Below are 21,919 nucleotides of genomic sequence, written 5' to 3' on the forward strand. Positions count from 1 at the left end.
TCGGGGGCGGTGATGATCGCCGCATGCGTCCAGCCCACGTCCTGCTCGCCCTCGCCGTCGCCGCCGTCTGGGGCGTCAACTTCGTCGTCGTCGAGATCGGACTGCGCCACTTCCCGCCCCTCCTCTTCTCCGCGCTGCGCTTCCTCGCCGCCGCGCTGCCCGCCGTGTTCTTCGTACGGCGCCCGCGGGTCGCGCTCCGCTGGGTCGTCGCGGTCGGACTGGTGCTGGGCGTCGGCAAGTTCGGGCTGCTGTTCATCGGCATGCGGCAGGGGATGCCCGCCGGACTGTCGTCGCTGGTCCTCCAGGTGCAGGCCGTCTTCACGGCCGTACTCGCCGCGACGCTGCTGCGCGAGCGGCTCGGCGGCGTACGGATCGCGGGCATGGCCGTCGCGCTCGCGGGCATCGCCGTGGCCGCCGCCGGGCAGGGCACGACGGGCCCGCTCGGCGCCTTCGCGCTGGTCGTCGGCGCGGCCGTGCTGTGGGGCGTCTCCAACGTGCTGACCCGCAAGGCCGCGCCGCCGGACGCGCTGAGCTGGATGATGGGGGTGCCCCCTGGTCGAGCGTAGCCGAGACCTTGGGGGAGGGTGAGCCTCGTGCCGCCGCTGCCGCTGCTCGCGCTCTCGCTGCTGTTCGAGGGCCCGTCGACGGACCTCGACGCGCTGCGCTCCCTCGACCTGGGCGGCCTCGGCACGATCCTCTACGTCGCCTGGGTCACCACCCTCTTCGGCTTCGGCGCCTGGGGCTGGCTGCTGCGCCGTCACGACGCCTCGTCCGTGGCCCCGTTCTCGCTGCTGGTCCCGGTGTTCGGGATGTCGTCGGCGGCGCTGCTGCTCGGCGAGGGGATCACGCCGCTGGACGGGGCGGCCGCCGCGCTGCTCATCGGCGGCGTGACGCTCGTCTCGCTGGCGGGCCGCTTCACCAGGAAGCGGATACCCGAGGAGCCCGCCGCCGAGCTGCCGCGCACAGCCCCGGAGTTCGCGAGGCAGCCCCGCTAGCCGGTACGGTCAGGCGGCATGACCAGGACTTCCCCCCACCCGGAGCACCATCGCATCAGTCCGGTTTTCCTCGGACTCGTCGCGCTGATGGGGATCTCGGGGTGGGCCGTCTGGTCCGGCTGGGCCGAAGTCACGGGCATCGCCGTCTTCTTCTTCGTCGTCTCCGGCTGGATCGTCTCGCTCTGCCTTCACGAGTACGCGCACGCGCGCACGGCGCTGCGCGCGGGTGACATCTCCGTCGGCGCCAAGGGCTATCTGACCCTCAACCCGCTGAAGTACACGCACGCGCTGCTCTCGATCGTGCTGCCCGTGATCTTCGTCATCATGGGCGGCATCGGACTGCCGGGCGGCGCCGTCTACATCGAGCACGGCCGGATCCACGGCCGCTGGAAGCACAGCCTGATCTCGGCCTCGGGCCCGCTGACCAACGCGCTGTTCGCGGCCCTGCTCACCGCCCCGTTCTGGCTCGACGCGATGGGCGACGTGCCGGTCGCGTTCCGCTGCGCCCTCGCGTTCCTCGCGCTGCTCCAGGTGACGGCCGCGATCCTCAACTTCCTGCCCGTGCCCGGGCTCGACGGCTACGGGGTGATCGAGCCGTGGCTCTCCCCCGCGCTGCGCCGCCAGGCCGAACCGCTCGCCCCCTTCGGGCTGCTGCTGGTCTTCGGCATCCTGTGGATCCCGTCGGTCAACGGGGTCTTCTGGGACGTCATCGACGCGATCCTGCGCGTCATGGACGTCTCGGACCTGGAGACCTACTGGGGCCAGGAGTACTTCCGCTTCTGGCAGGGCGAGCCGCAGAACGTGTTCATTCCGGGGAGCTGAGGCGGGCGATCCGGGACTTCTTCAGGTAGTACCAGGCCATGTTCGAGGTCAGGCCCGCGAGCAGGATCCAGACGACGCCCAGCCAGCTCCCGTGCAGGAACGAGACGACCGCGGCGACCACGGCGAGCACACAGACGATCAGCGCGTAGAGCGCGAGGCCCCGGGGGCCGCGCGGCGCGCGGGAGGGGGCGGCGGGGGCCGGGGAGGAAGAGGGCTCGGCGGACATGGCGGCGGGTTCTCCAGTCGGACGTACGGGGAAGCGTCGCCCCCCATTCTCGCTCACCGCCTCGCGCGCTCCCCGGCGCCCACCCTCCCCGAGCCGCTGCCCGGTCCGCCCTCGGGCCCGCTCCCGGCCCGCGTACGCCGCTCGTACGCCACGTCCACCAGCGCGACCAGCAGCGCGGCGACGACGAAGCCCAGGGCCGTGAGCAGGCCGTAGTCGAGCGCCACCGACCAGTCGCGGGTGCTGGCCACCCAGGCGAAGAAGACCGCGCCGACCGCCGCGATCCCCGCCGCCGAGCCGACCCGCTGCCCGGTCTGGAGCACACCGCCCGCCGTGCCGCCCTGCGCGACGGGCACGTGCTGGAGGGCGAGCGTCTGGTTCGGGGCGATCACCAGGCCGGAGCCGACCCCCGCCACCAGCAGCGGCGCCAGCAGCGCCCAGCCCACACCGGGCCCCTCGACGGCCCGTACGACGAGGAACGTCGCCGCGAGACCCAGCGTGACCAGCACGAGGCCCGCCGCGATGACGGGGCGGCCGACGCGGGTGACGTACCGGCCCCCGACTGCGGCGGAGGCGGCCGAGCCGACGGCGAACGGGGTGAGCGCCAGCCCGGCCTGCAGGGCGCTGTAGCCCATGCCGTTCTGGAGGAAGAGGGTGTAGATGAAGAAGATCGTGGTGAACCCGGCGAAGTAGAGCAGGCCCAGCAGGGCGCCCAGCGAGTACGCGCGGTTGCGGAAGAGCGCGAGGTCCACCAGGGGCGCCCGCCCGCGCCGCGTGTACGCCCGCTCCCAGGCCAGGAACAGCACGACGAGCAGCGCGCCCGCCGGGACCAGCAGCCACTTGGCCGCGCCCTGCCACTGGCGCTCCTCGACCAGCGGCAGCATCACCGCGAGCACCCCGGCGCCGAGCAGCAGCACCCCCACGGGGTCGAGGGACTGGCGGTGCGCGGTGTCGCGCGCGGCGCAGGTCGCGGGGACGAGGCGCAGCGCGAGGAGGAAGGCGAGGACGCCGATCGGCAGGTTCACGAAGAACACCCACCGCCAGCCCTCCGCGGGGCCGAACGCCTGGATCAGCAGACCGCCGGTGAGCGGCCCGACGGCGGTCGAGATGCCGATGACGGTGCCGAGCAGCCCGAACGCCTTGCCGCGCTCGTGGCCCCGGAAGAGCTGCTGGATCATGCCGGAGATCTGCGGGTTCAGCAGCCCGCCCGCCGCGCCCTGCACGAGCCGCGCGGCGACCAGCCACCCCGGGCTCCGCGCCACGCCGCAGGCCGCCGACGCCACGGTGAACAGGATGAGCCCGGCGAGGAACGCGGTGCGCCGCCCGTACGCGTCGCCGAGCCGCCCGGAGGGGACGAGGACGAGGCCGAACGTCAGCGCGTATCCGGAGACGACCCAGGAGAGCGCCGACTCGGAGGCGCCGAGGCCCTTCTCGATGGAGGGGAGGGCGACGTTCACGATCGAGACGTCCAGAAGCGCCATGAAGCCGACGACGAGGCAGACCGTCAGCGCCTTCCACCGCTTCGGATCGGGCACATACCCGTCCCCCGCCGTGCCGCCGTCACCCATGGGACCTCCCGGCGGCCCGTGGCCCCGTGGCCCGGACCGCCCTCCCATGATGGGTTCAGATGTCGGTGAGCCGCACCCCGGCGTGTGCCTTGTAGCGGCGGTTGACGGAGATCAGGTTGGCGACGAGGGACTCGACCTGGTGCGCGTTGCGCAGCCGCCCCGCGAAGACGCCGCGCATCCCCGGGATACGGGCGGCCAGCGCCTGCACGATCTCGCAGTCGGCCCGCACCTCGCCGAGCACCATCACGTCGGTCTCGATCTCCTCGACCCCGGGGTCGGAGAGCAGCACCGCGGACAGGTGGTGGAAGGCGGCGGTCACCCGCGACTCGGGCAGCAGCGCGGCGGCCTGCTCGGCGGCGCTCCCCTCCTCGGGCTTGAGCGCGTACGCGCCCTTCTTGTCGAAGCCGAGCGGATTCACGCAGTCCACGACGAGCTTGCCCCGCAGCTCCTCGCGGAGGGCCTCGACGGTCTTGGCGTGCCCCTCCCACGGAACGGCGATGATCACGACGTCCGCGCGCCGCGCGCACTCCGCGTTCTCGGCGCCCTCGACCCCGTGCCCGATCTCCGCGGCGGCCTGCTCGGCACGCTCGGCGGCCCGCGAGCCGATGATCACCTTCTGCCCGGCCCGCGCGAGCCGGTACGCCAGCCCCCGCCCCTGGTCACCGGTGCCCCCGAGCACCCCGACGACCAGCCCGGACACATCGGGCAGGTCCCACGGATCCTTCTTGGCGGCCTTCTGATTCTGCGGAGCAGCGGGTTCGGGAGCAGCAGGAGAAGTCATGCCAGCATCCTGCCACCGGGCCCTGCGGGCGGCCCGGGCGGCCGGGGGTGAAGGCGATCACCCCCGGTGCTCTCAGGACGTGCCGCCGACGGCGACGGGCCCGTCGACGTCAATGGGGGCGTGGTCCTGGGGAGCGGCGGGGGCGAGGCGGTTCGGGAGCCTCACCGCCACGGCGATCGTGACCACGGCCAGCGCCGCCGCGACGACGAAGGCCAGCTTCAGCCCGCTCACCTGCGCGGCCGCGGCGGCGACGCCTTCGTCGGCCAGGTGCGTGGTGCGCGCGGACATCACGGTCACCATCAGCGCGGTACCGAACGCCGCGGCGACCTGCTGCAGCGTCCCGAGCATCGAGCTGCCGTGCGAGTAGAGGTGCGGGGGAAGCGCGCCCATCCCGAGGGTGAAGATCGGGGTGAACGTCGCCGCCAGGCTCACCATGAGCAGCGCGTGCAGCCCCAGCACCTGCCAGTACGGCATCGTCATCGAGATCTGCGTGAAACCGGCAAGAGCGAGGGCTATCCCGAATGTGCCGGGCACCACCAGCGGCCTGCTGCCGAAGCGGTCGCAGAGCTTGCCGACGGTCGGTCCCAGCAGCCCCATCGCCAGGCCGCCCGGCATGAGCAGCAGGCCGGTCTCCAGCGGGCTGAGACCGCGCAGGTTCTGCAGATAGAGCGGCAGCAGGATCATCGACCCGAGCATGGTGAGGAACCCGATGGACATGACCGCCAGCGACAGGGCATAGGTGCGGTGGGCGAGGGTGCGCAGGTCCATCAGAGGCGTACCGCCCCGCTGCAGCGTGAGCTGGCGGAGCACGAAGACGGCGATGGCCGCGACCCCGGCAGCGGTGATCCCGATGCCGAGCCCGGCGCTGCCGTCGCTCTCGCCGAACAGGCTCAGGCCGTAGACCAGTCCGCCGAAGCCGAGAGCGGCCGCGCCGACGCTGAACCAGTCGATGGAGCTCACCTGCGGCTCGGCGGTGTTCTCCACCTTGCGCAGCCCGATCAGCGTGACCAGGGCCGCGATCGGCAGGACGACGACGAACAGCAGCCGCCAGGAGCCGAGTTGCAGGATCAGCCCCGATACAGCAGGGCCGAGCGCGGGCGCCACAGAGATCGCGAGGGTGACGTTCCCCATCACCCGGCCGCGGTCCTGCTCGGGCACCACGACCATCAGCGTGGTCATGAGCAGGGGCATCATCACGGCGGTGCCCACAGCCTGCACGGCGCGCCCCGCCAGCAGCACCGCAAAGGACGGCGCGACGGCCGAGAGGACGGTCCCCGCGAGGAAGACCCCCATGGCTATCGCATACGCCTGCCGGGTGGTGACCCGCTGCAGGAACCAGCCGGTGACCGGGATCACAGCGGCCATCGTGAGCATGAACACCGTGGACACCCACTGCGCCGACTGCTCGGTGATGTGCAGCGATTCCATCAGCCGCGGAATCGCGTTGACCATGATGGTCTCGTTGAGGATCACCACGAACGTGGCCAGCACCAGCAGGCGCACCACCATGGGGGTGCGGCCCGCAGGCACGGCCATGGAATCCGGAATGGCAGGTGACATGACAGCTCCTCGCTGGGGTCCTGGCCGCGGTCGCCTCGCGGCCAAGGGCCTTCGGCGCGGACGTCGGCTTGCTTACTCACATGCAGACCGACGCTCCTGGCAGAACTCATCGGCCGGCCGGATACCGCCTCATCCGCCCGCTGATCTCACGAGTCTTCGCCGCCACGCGGCGAGAGTCCGCGCCACACCCCGGCGGACCTCACCCCTCTTCGGGATACGTGCGCAGCTCGCTGGTGTCGATCGTCCAGCCCCCGATGGTCACGACGTCCCCGAACGCGTAGTCGCTGCGCGTCCGGTAGCGCGGCCCATCGCCACCCGGCGCCGGGCCGGGATCGGTCAGCGCGGCGAGCGTGCCCTTGCGGGGGTCGATCAGCAGGTAGCAGGGGATACCCATGGCCGGGTAGTCGGCCATCTTCTCCACGTAGTCGGTGGAGTGGTTCGACGGCGACACGATCTCCGCGACCAGCGCCACGTCGTGAGGATGAAACGGCGCCATCGTCTGTTCGGCGAAGACGGCGTCAGGAACGACGATCACATCAGGGCGACGGAGCTTCCCGAGCGTCGGGTCCTCCACCTCTCCACCGGTGTGCGCGACGAGTTCGGGGGGCAGTTGGCGATCGAGCTGCTGGCGGATCCGGAGGGCGATGAACTCGTGGGGGCGAGATGGCGACATCATCATCACGATCTCGTCGCCGCTGATCTCGTACCCCCGGAACGGGTCGGGAGCGTGTTCGGCGAGCTGCTCCGCGATCTCCTTGATCCTCCCGTACTCCACAGCTTCGCTCCCTCATGTGTCCCTACCAGGTGACACCGCCAGGCTATCGAGAAACGGCTCTCCGACCTCCTCCGAGCGTCGCTCCTCGGCGAGCCGCTGACCCCGCTGCCGGCGATACGGTGCGCGTTGCGCAGGGGGAATGCTGAGCCCGAGGTACAGCGGACGGTCGTCCTCGTCCGCCCCTTCGATCAGTTCCTCGGGGCAGGTGAGAATCTCACGCCCGTGAGCAAGCTGCCGCTCCTCGATCTCGTCAGCCTGCTGACCACTCCCCCGCCATCGCCCCAGCGGGTGCCCGCCCTCACCACCGCGAAGCCGGCGGTGCCGTCAAGTGGTCCGCCAGGCGGGAGAGGCGGTCGCGGAGGCGGGGGCGGGGGGCCGAGGGGGCGGGGCGGGGGGTGGGGGTCTCGCCGGCCGCCGCGCTCACCAGGTGCTGGACCGTGTCGAGGTCGAGGACGTCGTCCGCGCACAGCGCGTCGTGGGCGAGGTCCTCCACCGGCTCCAGGGACGCCTCGCCCGAGGCGAGGCTCAGCAGGGTGGCGCCCGAGCGGCGGGCGTCGGCGAGCCGTTCCAGCAGGGCGTCCCCGGGGTCGCCGTCCCCGTTGACGACGAGGAGGGTCTCCCCGCGGCCCGCGCCCTCGATACGGCCGAGGCCGACGGAGAGGTGGGCGGGGGCCGTGCGGGGCACCCGGTGGCGGACGAGGGTGGGGGACAGCTCGGGGAGGCCGGACCACGCGGCCTCGTCGTCGAGGTGGGCCGCGAGGTGCCACGGCTCGTACGTCTCCGTGCCCACCAGCAGCAGGCCGCCGCCCTGTGTGCTCACCGAGGAACGCAGGGCGCCCCCGAACCGCCGGGCCTCGCGCAGCCACTCGCTCCCCGCGAGCACCTCGCGGATCGTCGCCACCTGTACGGCATCCATGGCCGGATTGTCACCCCGCGCCACGCCCCGCCCACGGCTCTCCCCCGTCACGTCCCCCGAAAGGGGGTCCACACGGGAGTTCACAGGCGGCGCGGTTACGCGTTCATGTTCCGTTCCTTGACGGCCCGTTGCCCTCTGCCTACCGTTCGCGACAGGACAAGGGACGTCCTACGTCTGGCAGTTGGGGGTTGCTCCATGCCGCACGACAGACACGAATCCGCCGCCGCCCCGGGCTCCGGGACCCTCGCCGACTCCGTGCCGTTCCGGGCCGGGAGCGAGGGGTACGCCAGCTTCCGCATCCCCGCCTGCGTCGGCCTGCCCGACGGGTCGGTGCTCGCGTTCGCGGAGGGGCGGGTCGACTCGTCGGCCGACAGCGGGAACATCGACATCGTCCAGAAGAGATCCTTCGACGGGGGCGCGACCTGGGGCCCCCTGAAGGTCACCGCCGAGAACGGGACCGGCACCGCCGGGAATCCCGCGCCCGTCGTCCTCGACGGCGGGCGGCTGCTGCTCGTGTACGTGCACAACGCCGCGGCGGCGACCGAGGACCGCATCCGGCGCGGCCTCGTGACCGCCGCCGACGGGCGCCGCGTGTGGGTGCGGCACAGCGACGACTGCGGCGAGACGTGGAGCCCGCCGCGCGAGATCACGGACAGCGTCAAGGACCCCGCCTGGCGCTGGTACGCGACGACGCCGGGCCACGCCATCCAGCTCGCCGCCCCGCCGCACACCGGCCGGATCGTGGTGCCCGGCAACCACTCCACGCCGCCCACCGAGGAGGGCGACAACGGCACCGAGGGCCGCTACAACGGCGGCCACGACCTGCTCTCCGACGACGGCGGCGAGACCTGGCGGCTCGGCTATCTCGACGACAACCCCGACGGCTGGGTCAACGTCAACGAGACGACCGCCGCCGAACTCCCCGACGGCCGCGTCTACTTCAACACCCGCAACGACGCCGACGCGCCCGGCAACCGCGCCGACGCGTACTCCGAGGACGGCGGCGCCACCCTCGTCGCCCCCTTCCAGCCCAGGCCCGAGCTGGTCACGCCCGTCGTCGAGGGCTGCGTGCTCCAGCTCCGCGACCCCGACGTGCTGCTCTTCTCCGCCCCGGGCCACCCCGAGACCCGGCACCGGATGACCGTACGGGCGAGCACCGACGGGGGCGTGACCTGGCGGGACGCGCACGTCGTGGACGAGCGCCGGGCCGCCTACTCCGATCTGGTCCGCGTGGACGACGCGACGGTGGGACTGCTCTACGAGACGGGCGACTCCAGCGCGTACACCACGATCACCTTCCGGCGCATCCCGGTGTCGGAGCTGGTGCCCCCGGAGGAGATCCCCCCGGAGGAGGCCCCATGAGCGGCATCGGCACGGGCGGCGTCAGGAGGCGCGCCCTGCTCGGCGGCGCGGCCGCCGCCGGTCTCTCCGGCCTCGCCCTCACCGGGTGCGGGGACGACGGGGACGACGGCGGCGGGGGCAAGGGCCGCAAGAAGGGCGAGAGGATCAGCCTCACCTTCTGGACCTGGGTCCCCGGCATCGAGAAGGCCGTGGACCTGTGGAACGAGAAGCACCCCGAGGTCCAGGTCAAGGTCGAGAAGGTCTCCCCCGTGGACGGCGCGCAGTACGCGAAGATGCACGCCGCGATCAAGGCGGGCAACCCTCCCGACCTGGGCCAGATCGAGTACCCCAACGTCCCCGGGTTCCTGCTCGACAACGGCCTGCTCGATCTCGCGGAGCACGGCGTGAAGGAGTCGGAGGGCAGGTTCACCGGCTGGCAGTGGAAGCAGTCCGTGTTCGAGGACTCCGTCTTCGCCGTCCCGCAGGCGTCGGGGCCGATGGGCCTCTTCGTCCGCGAGGACCTGTTCGACAAGTGGGGGATCGACGTCCCGGAGACCTGGGACGCGTACGAGGCCGCCGCCCGGAAGATACGGGACGAGGGCGCTTACATCGAGACGTTCGCGCCCACCAACGGCAACCGCTTCGCGGGCTACGCCTGGCAGGCCGGGGCCCAGTGGTTCCGGGTCGAGGGCGACACCTGGACGGTCACCCTGGACGACGGCCCGACGCGGAAGGTCGCCGACTACTGGGAGCACCTGGTCAGGGAGGGGCTGGTGCTGACCGACCCCGACCGGCAGAACGCCTGGTACAAGAACGTCCAGACCGGGAAGATCGCCGCCTGGCTCGGCGCGAGCTGGGGCGACGCGCTGCTCGTCGGCAACGCGCCCAAGACCAAGGGAAAGTGGCGCGTCGCACCGCTCCCGCAGTGGAAGAAGGGCGGCAACGTCCACGTCAACTGGGGCGGTTCGACGACGGCCGTCTTCAAGAAGACCGAGTATCCCGAGGACGCCCGGGAGTTCGCCGTCTGGCTCAACTCCGACCCCGGCTCCGTGCAGCTCCTCATCAAGGGCGGCGCGGGCTGGCCCGCCGCGAAAAGCGGCTGGAAGCCGGCCGACACGGAGAGCGCCCGCGACTTCTTCGGCGGCCAGCACTACAGCGAGGTCTTCGCCGCCGCCGACAAGGCCGTCGACACGAGCTGGCAGTGGGGCCCCCTGATGGACACCTGCTACCAGCGCCTCGGTGACGCCTTCACCGACGCCGTCTCGGAGAAGGGCATCTCCTTCCGCGACGTCCTGAAGAAGGTCCAGCGCCAGACGGTGGACGACCTCAAGGGCAAGGGACTGAAGGTCAGGTCGGGATGAGAGAGCGCCCCGAAGGGGCGCGGGGAACCGCGCGACGAGCCACGAAGCGCCCGAGGACGCCGACGCGCAGAAGCCCCCGAGCCCGACGCGACCTCTTCTCCGCGGCAGGCTTTCTGCTGCCCTTCGCCGCGCTGTTCCTCCTCACCTTCGTCGCGCCGATCGCGTACGCCGTGTACCAGTCGCTGCTGAAGCCGACCCGCTCCGGCCCGCTCGGCCTGGGCGGCTCGGGGACGGCGTTCGCCGGGCTCGACAACTACCGGCACGCACTGGAGGACGACCGCTTCCTGGCGGGCTTCGGGCGCGTCCTGCTGTTCGCGGCCGTGCAGATCCCGCTGATGCTCCTGCTCGCCACGGCCCTCGCGCTCCTCCTGGAGGCCGCCTCCGCCCGCGGCGTCGGCTTCTTCCGCACCGCGTACTTCCTGCCGTACGGCGTGCCCGGGGTGATCGCCTCGATCCTGTGGGGGTTCCTCTACGTGCCGGGGATCAGCCCCCTCGTGGAGCTGGCGCACGGCGTGGGCTGGGACGTGAACTTCCTGTCGCGCGGCACTGTGCTGTGGTCGATCGCGAACATCGTGACCTGGCAGTTCACGGGCTACAACATGCTCGTCCTGATCGCGCAGCTCAAGGCCATCCCGACCGACCTGTACGAGGCGGCCCGTATCGACGGGGCCTCCGCCTGGCAGACCGCGCGCCACATCAAGCTCGCGCTGATCCGCCCCGCGCTGGTCCTCACCACGGTCTTCAGCATCATCGGCACGATCCAGCTCTTCGCCGAGCCGATGGTCCTCAAGCCGCTGGCCTCGGCCGTCGACTCGGGCTACACCCCGAACCTGCACGCCTACCACGAGGCGTTCAAGGGCAATAATCAGTACGTCGCCGCCGCCGAGGCCGTGCTGATCGCGGCGGTCGCGTGCGTCCTGTCGTTCGGCTTCCTGCGGCTGGTGGGGCGGCAGCGGGAGAGGGACGGCGCCCGGTGAGGGGGCCGGGAAGCGTCCACGACGTACCGGTGCGGTACCGCGTCCTCACCCTCTCCCTCCTCGCGGTCGCCGCTCTCTACTTCCTGCTGCCCGTCTACTGGCTGGTGGTCTCCTCGACCAAGTCGAGCGGCGACCTCTTCGGCACGTTCGGGCTCTGGTTCGCGGACCCGCGCCCGTTCGAACGCCTCGGGGACATGCTGGAGTTCAACGACGGGATCTTCCTGCGCTGGACCCTCAACAGCCTGCTCTACGCGGGCGGCGGCGCCCTCGCCGCGACCCTCTTCTCGGCCGCCGCCGGATACGCCCTCGCCATCTACCGCTTCCGGGGCCGCGAGGCCGTCTTCAACGTCGTGCTGGCCGGGGTGCTGCTCCCGCACACGGTGCTGGCCCTGCCCCTCTATCTCCTCTTCAGCGAGATGAGCCTGGTCAACACGTACTGGGCGGTCCTCGTCCCCAGCATGGTCAGCCCCTTCGGGGTCTACCTCTGCCGGATCTACGCGGCGGCCGCCGTCCCCGTCTCGCTGCTGGAGGCGGCGCGGATCGACGGCGCGAACGAGCTGCGGATCTTCCGTACGCTCTCGCTGCGGCTCATGACCCCGGCGCTGGTCACGGTCTTCCTCTTCCAGTTCGTGCACATCTGGAACAGCTTCTTCCTGCCGCTGGTGATGCTGTCCGACTCCGACCTCTATCCGATCCAGCTCGGCCTGACGACCTGGCAGGGCTACGCGGACCGGCAGCCGGAGCTGTACCAGTACACGGTCGGCGGGGCGCTGCTCTCCGTCGTGCCGCTGATGATCCTGATCGGCGCCCTCCAGCGGTACTGGCGCACGGGCCTGACCGAGGGCAGCGTCAAGAACTGACCCGGGGCGCCGCGTAGGCTCGCCCCGTGAAGATCTCCACCCGAAACGCCCGCTTCCAGCAGTGGCAGTCCCTGCTCACCAACCGCAACAAGCGGCAGCGGGCGGGCGAGTTCCTGGTCCAGGGCGTCCGCCCGATCACGCTGGCCCTGGAGCACGGCTGGCCGGTGCGTGCCCTGTTGCACGCCGACGGGGCCCGGCTCTCGCGCTGGGCCGCCGAGACCCTGGACGCCGCGCCGCGCGGCACCGAGCGGGTGGCGATGGCCCCGGAGCTGCTCGCCGAGCTGAGCGAGCGGGACGAGGCCGACGCGGAGCTGGTCGCGGTGGTGGAGACGCCGCCGGACGACCTGGACCGGCTCGACGTGCCCGGCGACTTCCTGGGCGTCCTGCTGGACCGGCCCACCAGCCCCGGCAACGTCGGCTCGATCATCCGGTCCGCCGACGCCTTCGGCGCGCACGGCGTCCTGGTCACCGGCCACGCGGCGGACGTCTACGACCCCAAGTCCGTGCGCGCGAGCACCGGTTCGCTCTTCGCCCTGCCCGCCGTCCGCGTGGGCTCCCCGCGCGAGGTGACGGCCTGGCTGGAGGCCCGCCCCGGGGTGCGGGTCCTCGGCACCGACGAGAACGGCGCCACCCGCCTCCAGGACGCCGACCTGACGGGCCCCGCGCTGCTCCTCGTCGGCAACGAGACGACGGGCCTCAGCTCCTTCTGGCGCGAGCGCGCCGACGACATGCTCAGCATCCCCATCCGCGGCGCCGCCAGCTCCCTGAACGCGGCGAACGCGGCGACGACCGTCCTGTACGAGGCGGCCCGGCAGCGCGGCTGATCGGTAGGATCCCGGAGAACGGTCAAACGAAAGTGGGGCGGGGATGCGCGAGTCGGCTGCCGTACGGCGCGAGCGGATAGTCGGGGCCGTGCGGGCGCGCGGCGAGGTCCGGGTCAGCGACCTCGCCGCCGAGCTGGACGTCTCGGTCGTCACCCTGCGCCGGGACGTCGAGGAGCTGGCCCGCGAGGGCAAGGTGCGGCGCGGCCACGGCGTCGTACGGTCGCTGGACCCGGTCGGCGTGCGGCAGACCGCGCCGCTGGCCACCGGGGACGCGGTCGGCCTGATCGTCCCCGAACACCACTCGTACCTCTTCGAGGCCGTGCGCGGCGCCCGGGACGTGCTGGAGGCGGCGGGCGTCCGGATGGCCATGCACATCGCGCGCCATGTGCCGGGCGCCGAGCGCGAGATGGCGCGGCAGGCGCTGGAGCACGGGGCGCGCGGGCTGCTCGTCGCGCCCCGCTGGCGTACGGCCGAGTCGCCCGCGCTGGACGAGGAGTGGCTGGCCGCGCTGCCCGTCCCCGCCGTCCTGATGGAGCGCGGCGCGCCCCGCGGCGGCGCGCTGCACGTGATGGACTCGGTGCGCAGCGACCACTGGTACGGCGCCCATCTCGCGCTGGACCACCTGATCGGGCTCGGCCACCGCCGTATCGTGCTCGCCGCCCGCGACGACAGCCCGACCGCGCGCACGCTGCGCGCCGCCTTCGCCGAGATCGCCGCGGCGCGGCCCGAGGTCGAGGAGTGGGCGGTGGTGCTGTCCTCCGACGGCTCGGAGTCGTCCCTGGTGGACCTCGGTGCCGTGCTGCGCGAGCACGGGGCGACGGCGGCCGTGCTGCACGCCGACGTGGACGCGCTGCTGCTGGTGCAGCAGTTGCAGGACGCGGGCGTGAAGGTGCCGGAGGACTGCTCGGTCGTGGCGTACGACGACGTGGTCGCGGCGCTCGGCAGCACGCCGCTGACGGCGGTCTCCCCGCCGAAGGAGGAGATCGGGCGCGCCGCGGCGGAGCTGCTGCTCCGCCGGCTGAACCGGCCCTCGGGTGCGGCGCCTGAGGCGGTACGCCATGTCGGGCTGCTGCCCGAACTGAGAGTCCGGGGCTCGGCCGTCACCCTCAACGGGTGAGCCGACCGGCCGTTCCCGCTCCCGCTGAGGCCTCCGGTCAAGTGCTGCACTACTGCGATCGTTTGACCGTTTGAGTTTCTTCTGATCGGTCCATTGACCTGATCCGGAAGAGCGATCAGGATGCCGGTGATTCCCCTCCAGCCCGAGGAGGCACCGTGCGTCGACACCGCCGTCGATCGCTGCTCGCCGCGTGCGCCGCGCTCCCGCTCCTGCTCCTCTCCGCCTGCTCGGGCGGGGACCCGGGCCGGGCGGCCGAGGACCGGGGCGGCGGGCCCGTCCACCTCACCTTCTGGTCCGCGCTGCGCGGCAGCCAGGAGGTGGTCGACGCCTTCAACAAGAGCCAGGACCGCATCCGCGTCGACTTCGAGCAGGTGCCGTCCGGCCAGCAGGGCGGCTACGCCAAGCTCAGCAACGCGGCCCGCGCGGGCAACGCGCCGGACATCGCCACCATCGAGTACCCCCAGGTCCCCGGCTTCGCCATCGACGGCGTCACCCGCGATCTGACCCCGCTCCTCAGCGACAGGCTCCGCGAGAAACTGCTGCCGCAGGCGCTCGCCCTCACCACCTTCGAGGGCCGCACGTTCAGCGTCCCCCAGGACGTCGAGCCGATGGTCTTCCTCTACCGCAGGGACCTGTTCGCGAAGTACGACGTCCGCGTGCCCCGCACCTGGGCCGAGTTCGAGAAGGCGGCCCGTACGGTCAAGCGGAAGGCGCACGGCGCCCGTATCGCCACCTTCCCCACCGACGGCGGGCACCATCTCGCGGGCCTCGCCTGGCAGGCGGGGGCACGCTGGTTCGACACCGAGGGCGGCGCCTGGAACGTCAGCATGGACGACAAGCCGACGCGCAAGGTCACCGCGTACTGGCAGCGCCTCATCGACAAGGGGCTGGTCTTCCTCAACCCCGTCGACACCCAGGCGGGCACGGCGCAGGTCGGGCGCGGCGACGTCTTCGGCAAGCTCACCGGCGCCTGGGACGCGGGCGGCATGATGGCCGCGCAGCCCGGCCAGAAGGGCAAGTGGGGCGTGGCCCCGCTCCCCCAGTGGGACCCGGAGCACCCGAGGGTCGGCACGCACGGCGGCTCGACGTTCGCCGTCACCAAGGACAGCCGGCACCCGAAGGAGGCCATGGAGTTCATCGAGTGGCAGGTCTCCAGCCCCGCGGCGTGGAAGGCCCGCCTCTCCAGCGGCATCAGCAGCCAGTACCCCGCCGTCCCCGGCCTCGTGCCCGTCCTCCGCAAGGCCATGGACACCAGCTACTTCAAGGGCCAGGACATCTACTCCCTGTACGAGCGCGAGGCGGGCCGCATCTCCCGCGAGTGGACGTGGGGGCCGCGGATGACCGCCACGCTCAAGACCGTCCAGGACGGCCTCGCCCGCGCGGGCGGCGGCGACGGCACGGTCCTCGGAGCCGTCGAGGAGGGCCAGCGCGCGACCATGCCCGACCTCAAGTCGCTGGGCCTGCGGACGAGGGAGCGCTGAGGACCATGACCGCCACGACACCCTCGACCACGACCGTACGCGGCGACGCGGAGGCGACGGAGCCCCGCGCCCGTACGGCACCCCGGCGCACCGCGCGGCGCCGCGAACTCGTCGCCTGCGGCGCGCTGATGACCCCCTTCTTCGCGCTCCTGCTGACCGTCTTCCTGATCCCCGTCGGCGGCGCCGTCTACCTCAGCTTCTTCAGCGACGACCAGCCGGGCCTCGGCTTCGGCCCCGAGCGCACCGTCTTCGCGGGGCTGCGGAGCTACGAGGCGGTGCTGTCCGACCCCACGTTCCTGGCGGGCCTCGGCACCAGCGCGCTCTACTGCCTGATCTACCTGCCGCTGCTGCTGGTGCTCTCCCTCGGCATCGCCCTGCTGCTCGACTCGGGCGCGGCCCGGCTGCGCCGTACGGCCCAGCTCTCGCTCTTCCTCCCGCACGCCGTGCCCGGCATCATCGCCGCGATCATCTGGCTGTACCTCTACACGCCGGGCCTGAGCCCCGTCGTCGAACTCCTCGGCAAGGCCGACATCACCGTCGACCTCCTCGGCGTCGACACGGTCCTGCCCTCGCTGGTGAACATCGCGATGTGGAGCAACCTGGGCTACAACGTGGTGATCTTCTACGCCGCGCTCCAGGCCGTGCCCCGCGAGGTCCTGGAGGCGTCCGTCGTGGACGGCGCGGGCCCGGTCCGTACGGCGCTCCAGGTCAAGGTGCCGCTGGTGCGGCCCTCGGCCGTGATGGTGCTGATGTTCTCCCTGATCTGGTCGCTCCAGCTCTTCACCGAGCCGATGCTGCTCAGCCAGTCCACGCCGATCGTCGGCAGCCGCTTCACCCCGAGCATGTACATCTACGACGCGGCCTTCACCCGGAACAACTACGGCCTGGCCGCCGCCGCCTCGGTCGTCCTGCTCGTCGTCACCATCGCCCTCTCGTACGGCGTCAGCCGCTGGACGAACCGGGCCAACGCGCCGGAGGAGGCGTCCCGTTGAACCGCCGCCTGCTGGGACGGGGCGCCGTCAACGCCCTGGTCGCCGTCTTCGTCCTCTACACCCTGCTGCCCGTGCTGTGGCTGCTGCTCGCCGCCGCGAAGAACCGCGACGCGCTCTTCAGCAGCGACGTGCTCTCGCTGGGCGACTTCTCGTTCCTCTCCAACCTCTCCGACCTCTTCGCGATGGAGGACGGGATCTACGGGCGCTGGTACGCCAACAGCCTGCTGTACGCGGTGGGCGGCGCGCTCGTGGGCTCGATGGTGAGCGTGGCGTGCGGCTACGCCTTCGACAAGTACCGGTTCCGGCACAAGGAGAAGCTGTTCGGGCTGGTGCTGGCGGGCGTGATGGTCCCGCCCACGGTCCTCGCCCTCCCGCTCTACCTGATGGCCTCGAAGGCCGGTGTGGTCAACACCTTCTGGTCCGTCTTCGTCCCCGTCCTCTTCAACCCCTTCGGCGTCTACCTCGGCCGCATCTTCAGCCAGGGCTATGTGCCGAACGAGGTGCTGGAGGCGTCCCGCATGGACGGGGCGGGCGAGCTGACCACGTACTTCCGGGTCGCGCTGCGGATGCTGGGGCCGGGCCTGGTGACGGTCTTCCTCTTCCAGCTCACCGCGATCTGGAACAACTTCTTCCTGCCGATGGTGATGCTGTCCGACCAGTCCCTGTTCCCGGTGAGCCTCGGCCTCTACGTCTGGAACAGCTCGGCCGTGGTCACCCCCGACTACTACCCCGCCGTCATCATGGGCTCGCTCCTCGCCGTCCTCCCCCTGATCGCCGCGTTCCTGCTGCTGCAGCGCCACTGGAAGTCGGGGCTGACGGCTGGGAGCGTGAAGTGAGGGGTTCCGGTTACGGCGGCCCGGCGTCTGCCCCGCCACCGATCCTGCCGACTGCGGGAGCGCCGTGGCCGCCCGCGCAGTTCCCCGCGCCCCTGACGGGGCGCTTTCGCCGGGGCCGTCGCTGGGACCTGCTGTGCTTGGGAGGTCTGCGCAAGGCGCAGGGCTGGCAAGCGCAGCACCCACCACCGGGTCGCACCCGGCAACGCACCGCAACCCCAGGAGACCGATGACCGCCCTTCCTCGTGCCGCACTCGCCATGTCGCCCCGCGCCGCCGATGCCGTGATCACCCCCGAGGTGCGGGCCGCGCTCGGTGAGGTCACCGACCTCTCTCCGGGCGTGCTCGACGACTTCCGTACGGACGCGGCACGCGAAACGCTCGCCGACGCCGAGCTCCTCGTCACCGGATGGGGCTGCCCGCCCCTGGACGAGGACGCGCTCCGGCACGCCCCGCGCCTGCGCGCGGTCGCGCACACCGCCGGCACCGTGAGAGGCCACATCACCGAGGCCGCGTGGCGACGCGGCCTCGCCGTCTCCTCGGCGGCGGCCGCGAACGCGCTGCCCGTCGCCGAGTACACGGTCGCCATGATCCTGCTCGCCGGAAAGCGGGTGCTGGAGTCGGCGCGGGAGTACGGGACGGCGCGCGCCCGCGCGGACTGGCTGCACCCGGACCCCCGCCTCGGCAACTACCGCCGCACGGTCGGCATCCTGAGCGCCTCCCTCATCGGACGCCGCGTCATCGAACTGCTGCGCCCGTACGACCTGAACGTCCTGCTCCACGACCCGTACGTCACCGAGGACGAGGCGGAGAGGCTCGGGGCCGGGCTCGTGCCCCTCCCCGAGCTGTTCGCCGCCTCCGACGTGCTCTCCGTGCACACGCCCCTCCTCCCCGCCACCCGCGGCCTCGTCAGCCGCCCGCTCCTCGCCGCGCTGCGCGACGACGCGACGCTGATCAACACCGCGCGCGGCGCCGTGATCGACCAGGACGCCCTCACGGACGAGCTGCGCGCGGGCCGGCTCCGCGCTGTCCTCGACGTGACCGAGCCCGACGACCTGCCGCCGGACCATCCCCTGTGGGAGTGCGGCAACGCGCTGCTCACCCCGCACATCGCGGGCTCGCAGGGCAACGAGCTGGCCCGGCTCGCCGATCTCGCCCTCGGCGAGGTGCGGCGCTGGGCGGCGGGCGAGGGGTTCGCCCATCCCGTGCACCGCGACAGGCTGGAGTTCCTCGCGTGACGTACTCACTCGGACTGCCGCCCGAGGACCGGGTGTTGAGCCCGCACACCGGCTGGACCCGCGCGCACTGGGAGGCCGCCGCCGACGGGATGGTGCGGGCCGCGTGGCGGTGGGCGACGCCGCGCGGCGCGCTGCTCGACCTGCCGGGACGCCCGTCGGCCTCGGGGGTGCGCTCGGACGGGCTGGAGGGATACGCCCGTACGTTCCTCGCCGCCGCGTTCCGTACGGCGGGGTCCGGGGGCGAGGGCCCGCACGGCCTGCTCGCGCGGTACGCGGACGGGCTCGCGGCGGGCACGCGCACGCCGGGGCGGGACGACGCCGAGTCGTGGCCGGTGATCCAGGACCACGCCACCGCCGGGCAGCCGATGGTGGAGTCGGCGTCGGTCGCGCTCGGGCTGCGGCTGACCCGGCCCTGGCTGTGGGACCGGCTCGACGACGGCGTACGGGACCGGGCCGAGGAGTGGCTGCGGGGCGCGCTGCGGCACACCCCCTCGCCGAACAACTGGTATCTCTTCCCGCTCACCGTCGCCGGGTTCCTGGAGTCGGTGGGCCGGGGCGACGGGGAGACGGCGCACGCGATCGAGCGCGGGCTCGGCCTGCTGGACGGCTGGTACCGGGGCGAGGGCTGGTACGCGGACGGCGACGGGCGCGCGTTCGACCACTACAACGGCTGGGCCCTGCACCTCTATCCGCTCCTGCACGCCCGTCTCGCGGGCGACGAGGCCCTGCTGGCGCGGTACGGGCCGCGGCTGCGCGCCCATCTGGAGAGCTTCGGCCTGCTCTTCGACGGCAACGGGGCCCCGCTGTACCTGGGGCGTTCGCTCACCTACCGGTTCGCCGCGGGCGCGGCCGTGGCCCTCGGGGCGCTGACGGGGCACACGCCGCTCGCGCCGGGCGTCTCGCGGCGGCTGCTGAGCGGGACGCTGCGGCACTTCCTGGACCGGGGCGCCCTCTCGGAGGAGGACGGGCTGCTGACGCTCGGCTGGTACGGCCCGCACGAGGCCTCCCTCCAGTCCTACTCGGGCCCGGCGTCCCCGTACTGGGCGTCGAAGGGCTTCGCCGCGCTGCTCGTCCCGGCCGACGACCCGCTGTGGACGGCGCGCGAGGAGGCCGCGCCGAGCGAGGGCCCGGACCGCGCGCTGGCGGTGGCGGCCCCCGGGCTGCTGGTCCAGACGACGGGCGGCGACGGTGGCCTGGTCCGGGTCCACAACCACGGCAGCGACCATGTGCGGCCCGCTGAGGGCGAGTCGGCCGAGGACGAACTGCCGCTGTACGCCCGCTTCGCGTACGCGACCCGTACAGGCCCGACCGCCCGCGCGAACGTCCCCGACAACCACCTCGCCCTGGCCCTCGCCGCGCGGCCCGGCGCGTGGAGCGTACGGCGCCGGATCCGGCCGCTGGGCGCGGCGAGCGCGCCGGACGGCTCCTGGGGCTGGGCGGCGTCCTGGCACCTGCCCGCCTTCCCGGCGGGGACGCCGGGCGTGCCCGGCGTACGCGTGATGAGCGTGACCTTCGTACGGGGCGCGGACGAACTGCGCGTCCACCGCGTGACCGGCGCCCCGCCCGGCACCCGGGTCCGGCAGACGGGCTGGGCCACGGCGGAGGACGTCGCGGGCACCCTCGTCCCGCTGCACGGCTGGGACGAGGACCGGTCCACGGCGCTGCGGGCCCCGCAGGGCACGGCCTTCGCGCGCTGGGCGGAGGTCCCGGCGCTCTTCGGCGAGGCGGCGGGCACGGGGGTGTTCGCGGCGCTGGCGTCCCTCTCGGGCACGGGGCGCGGGGCGGCGCTCCCGGACACCGAGGCCGGAGCGGACTCCCTGACCGCCACATGGGACGGCGGTCTCCGCGTCCGTATCGCCTTCGTGCCGGAGCTGACGGTGACCGTGGCGACCGTCGCGTGAGCCCGTAATTCGGTTGCCGCGGCGTGAGCGGGCACCGGAGCATGGACGCTCGTGTCCGCTCGCGCGCTCCTTCCCGACCTGTCTCCCTGGCGCTCCTCCCGTGACTTCCGGCTGCTGTGGTCGGCGGGTCTGATCACGGTGTTCGGCAGCTTCCTGACGTTCGTCGCGCTGCCCCTCCAGCTCAAGGAGCTGACGGGTTCGGCGGTGGCCGTCGGCGCGCTGGGCGTGGTCGAGCTGGGCCCGCTGATCGTCTTCGGGCTGTACGGCGGGGCGCTGGCGGACGCGGTCGACCGGCGGAAGCTGATCCTGTGGAGCGAGGCGGCGCTCGGCGTCGTCGCGCTGGGCCTGCTGGCCAACACGCTGCTGCCGCACCCGATGGTCTGGCCGCTGTACGCGGCGGCGGCGCTCACCAGCGCCCTGACCGGGGTGCAGCGCCCGGCGCTGGACGCGATCGTGCCGCGTATCGTCGCGCACGACCAGCTCAGCGCGGCGGCCGCGCTCAACGCGCTGCGGTGGCAGGCCGGTGGCGTCCTCGGCCCGGCCCTGGCGGGCCTGCTGATCGCGTACGCGGGCCTGGAGACGGCGTACGCGATCGACGTGGCGACGTTCGCCGGTTCGGTCGCGCTCGGCTGGCGCATCGCCCCCTCCCCCGCGGCGCACGACGCGCGCCCGCCCTCGCTGCGCGGCATCGCGGAGGGCGCGCGGTACGCGTGGAGCCGCAGGGAGCTGCTCGGGACGTACACGATCGACGTCGCGGCGATGCTCTTCGCCTTCCCGCTGGCCCTGTTCCCGTTCCTGGCCGACCGGCTGGACGCGCCCTGGTCGCTGGGGCTGATGTACGCGGCGCTGCCCTTCGGCTCGATGCTGGTCAGCGCGACGAGCGGCTGGACCTCGCGGGTGCACCGGCACGGCCTCGCGGTCGTGCTGGCGGCGCTGGGCTGGGGCGCGGCCGTGACGGCGGCCGGCTTCATGGACAACGTGTGGCTGGTGCTGCTCTTCCTGACCGTGTCGGGCTCGTGCGACATGGTGAGCGGCATCTTCCGCTCGACGATGTGGAACCAGACGATCCCCGACGAGCTGCGCGGCAGGCTGGCCGGGATCGAGCTGCTGTCCTTCTCCGCGGGCCCGCAGCTCGGTCAGATGCGCGCGGGCGGCATGGCGTCCCTGACCTCGGTCCGCGCCTCGGTCTGGGCGGGCGGCCTGATGTGCGTGGCGGCGGTGGGCCTGCTGGCCCTGGCGCTGCCGAAGCTGGTCACGTACGACAGCCGGACGAACGAGCACGCGCGCGCGATGCGCGCGCGCAAGAAGGAGGCGGTGGACGCCGTCGGGAGAGACGGGAGAGAGGCGTGAGAAGC

General features: G+C 72.7%; 19 protein-coding genes and 1 pseudogene. 14 read left to right on the forward strand and 6 right to left on the reverse strand.

The window, feature by feature from the left end; all coding sequences use genetic code 11:
• Positions 1-23: 23 nt before the first annotated feature.
• Positions 24-995, forward strand: a pseudogene (locus tag ABD343_RS24535) (EamA family transporter).
• Positions 996-1,013: 18 nt separating this feature from the next.
• Positions 1,014-1,817, forward strand: a complete 804-nt coding sequence (locus ABD343_RS24540) for a site-2 protease family protein (protein ID WP_344531484.1) — start codon at positions 1,014-1,016, stop codon at positions 1,815-1,817.
• Here the strand turns inward: ABD343_RS24540 and ABD343_RS24545 are convergent.
• The 6 genes from ABD343_RS24545 to ABD343_RS24570 all read right to left on the reverse strand — a co-directional run bounded on the left by ABD343_RS24545 (position 1,801) and on the right by ABD343_RS24570 (position 7,640).
• Complete coding sequence (locus tag ABD343_RS24545; RefSeq protein ID WP_344531485.1) at positions 1,801-2,043, reverse strand: hypothetical protein; 243 nt, start codon at positions 2,041-2,043, stop codon at positions 1,801-1,803. The two genes, ABD343_RS24540 and ABD343_RS24545, sit on opposite strands and share 17 nt — an antisense overlap.
• Positions 2,044-2,096: 53 nt before the next feature.
• Entirely contained in the window at positions 2,097-3,608 is a 1,512-nt protein-coding gene (locus ABD343_RS24550; protein WP_344531486.1) for an MFS transporter, read from the reverse strand.
• Positions 3,609-3,663: 55 nt separating this feature from the next.
• Positions 3,664-4,389: an NADPH-dependent F420 reductase gene (gene npdG, locus ABD343_RS24555; protein WP_344531487.1), complete on the reverse strand. Its 726-nt coding sequence runs from the start codon at positions 4,387-4,389 to the stop codon at positions 3,664-3,666.
• Between the two features lie 72 nt (positions 4,390-4,461).
• Positions 4,462-5,949, reverse strand: a complete 1,488-nt coding sequence (locus tag ABD343_RS24560; RefSeq protein ID WP_344531488.1) for an MDR family MFS transporter — start codon at positions 5,947-5,949, stop codon at positions 4,462-4,464.
• Positions 5,950-6,148: 199 nt separating this feature from the next.
• Complete coding sequence (locus ABD343_RS24565) at positions 6,149-6,724, reverse strand: Uma2 family endonuclease (RefSeq protein ID WP_344531489.1); 576 nt, start codon at positions 6,722-6,724, stop codon at positions 6,149-6,151.
• A gap of 298 nt (positions 6,725-7,022) precedes the next feature.
• Positions 7,023-7,640, reverse strand: a complete 618-nt coding sequence (locus tag ABD343_RS24570) for a hypothetical protein (protein WP_344531490.1) — start codon at positions 7,638-7,640, stop codon at positions 7,023-7,025.
• Positions 7,641-7,835: 195 nt separating this feature from the next.
• On the opposite strand from ABD343_RS24570, the gene ABD343_RS24575 reads away from it, so the two are divergent.
• The 12 genes from ABD343_RS24575 (at position 7,836) to ABD343_RS24630 (ending at position 21,914) form a co-directional block, all read left to right on the forward strand.
• The gene (locus ABD343_RS24575; RefSeq protein WP_344531491.1) at positions 7,836-9,002 is read left to right on the forward strand and encodes a sialidase family protein; all 1,167 of its coding nucleotides are present in this window, start codon (positions 7,836-7,838) and stop codon (positions 9,000-9,002) included.
• On the forward strand, positions 8,999-10,342 hold the full coding sequence (locus ABD343_RS24580) for an ABC transporter substrate-binding protein (RefSeq protein WP_344531492.1): 1,344 nt from the start codon (positions 8,999-9,001) through the stop codon (positions 10,340-10,342). Before ABD343_RS24575 ends, ABD343_RS24580 begins: the two co-directional genes overlap by 4 nt.
• Positions 10,339-11,319, forward strand: coding sequence for a carbohydrate ABC transporter permease (locus tag ABD343_RS24585; protein WP_344531493.1), 981 nt, complete (start codon positions 10,339-10,341; stop codon positions 11,317-11,319). Before ABD343_RS24580 ends, ABD343_RS24585 begins: the two co-directional genes overlap by 4 nt.
• Complete coding sequence (locus ABD343_RS24590; RefSeq protein ID WP_344531494.1) at positions 11,316-12,179, forward strand: carbohydrate ABC transporter permease; 864 nt, start codon at positions 11,316-11,318, stop codon at positions 12,177-12,179. The genes ABD343_RS24585 and ABD343_RS24590 overlap by 4 nt, the downstream gene beginning before the upstream one ends.
• Positions 12,180-12,205: 26 nt before the next feature.
• Positions 12,206-13,003, forward strand: a complete 798-nt coding sequence (locus ABD343_RS24595) for a TrmH family RNA methyltransferase (RefSeq protein WP_344531495.1) — start codon at positions 12,206-12,208, stop codon at positions 13,001-13,003.
• 43 nt (positions 13,004-13,046) lie between these two features.
• Positions 13,047-14,120 carry a substrate-binding domain-containing protein gene (locus ABD343_RS24600; RefSeq protein ID WP_344531496.1) on the forward strand — a complete coding sequence of 358 codons (1,074 nt, stop codon included), beginning with the start codon at positions 13,047-13,049 and terminating at the stop codon, positions 14,118-14,120.
• Positions 14,121-14,275: 155 nt separating this feature from the next.
• The gene (locus ABD343_RS24605) at positions 14,276-15,601 is read left to right on the forward strand and encodes an ABC transporter substrate-binding protein (RefSeq protein ID WP_344531497.1); all 1,326 of its coding nucleotides are present in this window, start codon (positions 14,276-14,278) and stop codon (positions 15,599-15,601) included.
• Between the two features lie 5 nt (positions 15,602-15,606).
• The gene (locus ABD343_RS24610; protein ID WP_344531498.1) at positions 15,607-16,593 is read left to right on the forward strand and encodes a carbohydrate ABC transporter permease; all 987 of its coding nucleotides are present in this window, start codon (positions 15,607-15,609) and stop codon (positions 16,591-16,593) included.
• Positions 16,551-17,429, forward strand: coding sequence for a carbohydrate ABC transporter permease (locus ABD343_RS24615; RefSeq protein ID WP_425578292.1), 879 nt, complete (start codon positions 16,551-16,553; stop codon positions 17,427-17,429). Before ABD343_RS24610 ends, ABD343_RS24615 begins: the two co-directional genes overlap by 43 nt.
• A 226-nt stretch (positions 17,430-17,655) precedes the next feature.
• The gene (locus ABD343_RS24620) at positions 17,656-18,663 is read left to right on the forward strand and encodes a hydroxyacid dehydrogenase (protein ID WP_344531500.1); all 1,008 of its coding nucleotides are present in this window, start codon (positions 17,656-17,658) and stop codon (positions 18,661-18,663) included.
• Entirely contained in the window at positions 18,660-20,564 is a 1,905-nt protein-coding gene (locus ABD343_RS24625) for a DUF2264 domain-containing protein (protein WP_344531501.1), read from the forward strand. The genes ABD343_RS24620 and ABD343_RS24625 overlap by 4 nt, the downstream gene beginning before the upstream one ends.
• 51 nt (positions 20,565-20,615) lie before the next feature.
• Entirely contained in the window at positions 20,616-21,914 is a 1,299-nt protein-coding gene (locus ABD343_RS24630) for an MFS transporter (protein ID WP_344531502.1), read from the forward strand.
• Positions 21,915-21,919 lie beyond the last annotated feature (5 nt).

The organism is Streptomyces albiaxialis, assembly GCF_039530985.1.
GTDB classification, from domain to species: domain Bacteria; phylum Actinomycetota; class Actinomycetes; order Streptomycetales; family Streptomycetaceae; genus Streptomyces; species Streptomyces albiaxialis.

Bases quoted from the DNA above. Each gene is read 5' to 3' on its own strand.
- ABD343_RS24545 (WP_344531485.1), bottom strand. From the start codon at position 2,043: ATGTCCGCCGAGCCCTCTTCCTCCCCGGCCCCCGCCGCCCCCTCCCGC.
- ABD343_RS24560 (WP_344531488.1), bottom strand. From the start codon at position 5,949: ATGTCACCTGCCATTCCGGATTCCATGGCCGTGCCTGCGGGCCGCACC.
- ABD343_RS24585 (WP_344531493.1), top strand. From the start codon at position 10,339: ATGAGAGAGCGCCCCGAAGGGGCGCGGGGAACCGCGCGACGAGCCACG.
- ABD343_RS24620 (WP_344531500.1), top strand. From the start codon at position 17,656: ATGACCGCCCTTCCTCGTGCCGCACTCGCCATGTCGCCCCGCGCCGCC.
- ABD343_RS24580 (WP_344531492.1), top strand. From the start codon at position 8,999: ATGAGCGGCATCGGCACGGGCGGCGTCAGGAGGCGCGCCCTGCTCGGC.
- ABD343_RS24540 (WP_344531484.1), top strand. From the start codon at position 1,014: ATGACCAGGACTTCCCCCCACCCGGAGCACCATCGCATCAGTCCGGTT.
- ABD343_RS24570 (WP_344531490.1), bottom strand. From the start codon at position 7,640: ATGGATGCCGTACAGGTGGCGACGATCCGCGAGGTGCTCGCGGGGAGC.
- ABD343_RS24575 (WP_344531491.1), top strand. From the start codon at position 7,836: ATGCCGCACGACAGACACGAATCCGCCGCCGCCCCGGGCTCCGGGACC.
- npdG (WP_344531487.1), bottom strand. From the start codon at position 4,389: ATGACTTCTCCTGCTGCTCCCGAACCCGCTGCTCCGCAGAATCAGAAG.
- ABD343_RS24610 (WP_344531498.1), top strand. From the start codon at position 15,607: ATGACCGCCACGACACCCTCGACCACGACCGTACGCGGCGACGCGGAG.
- ABD343_RS24550 (WP_344531486.1), bottom strand. From the start codon at position 3,608: ATGGGTGACGGCGGCACGGCGGGGGACGGGTATGTGCCCGATCCGAAG.
- ABD343_RS24600 (WP_344531496.1), top strand. From the start codon at position 13,047: ATGCGCGAGTCGGCTGCCGTACGGCGCGAGCGGATAGTCGGGGCCGTG.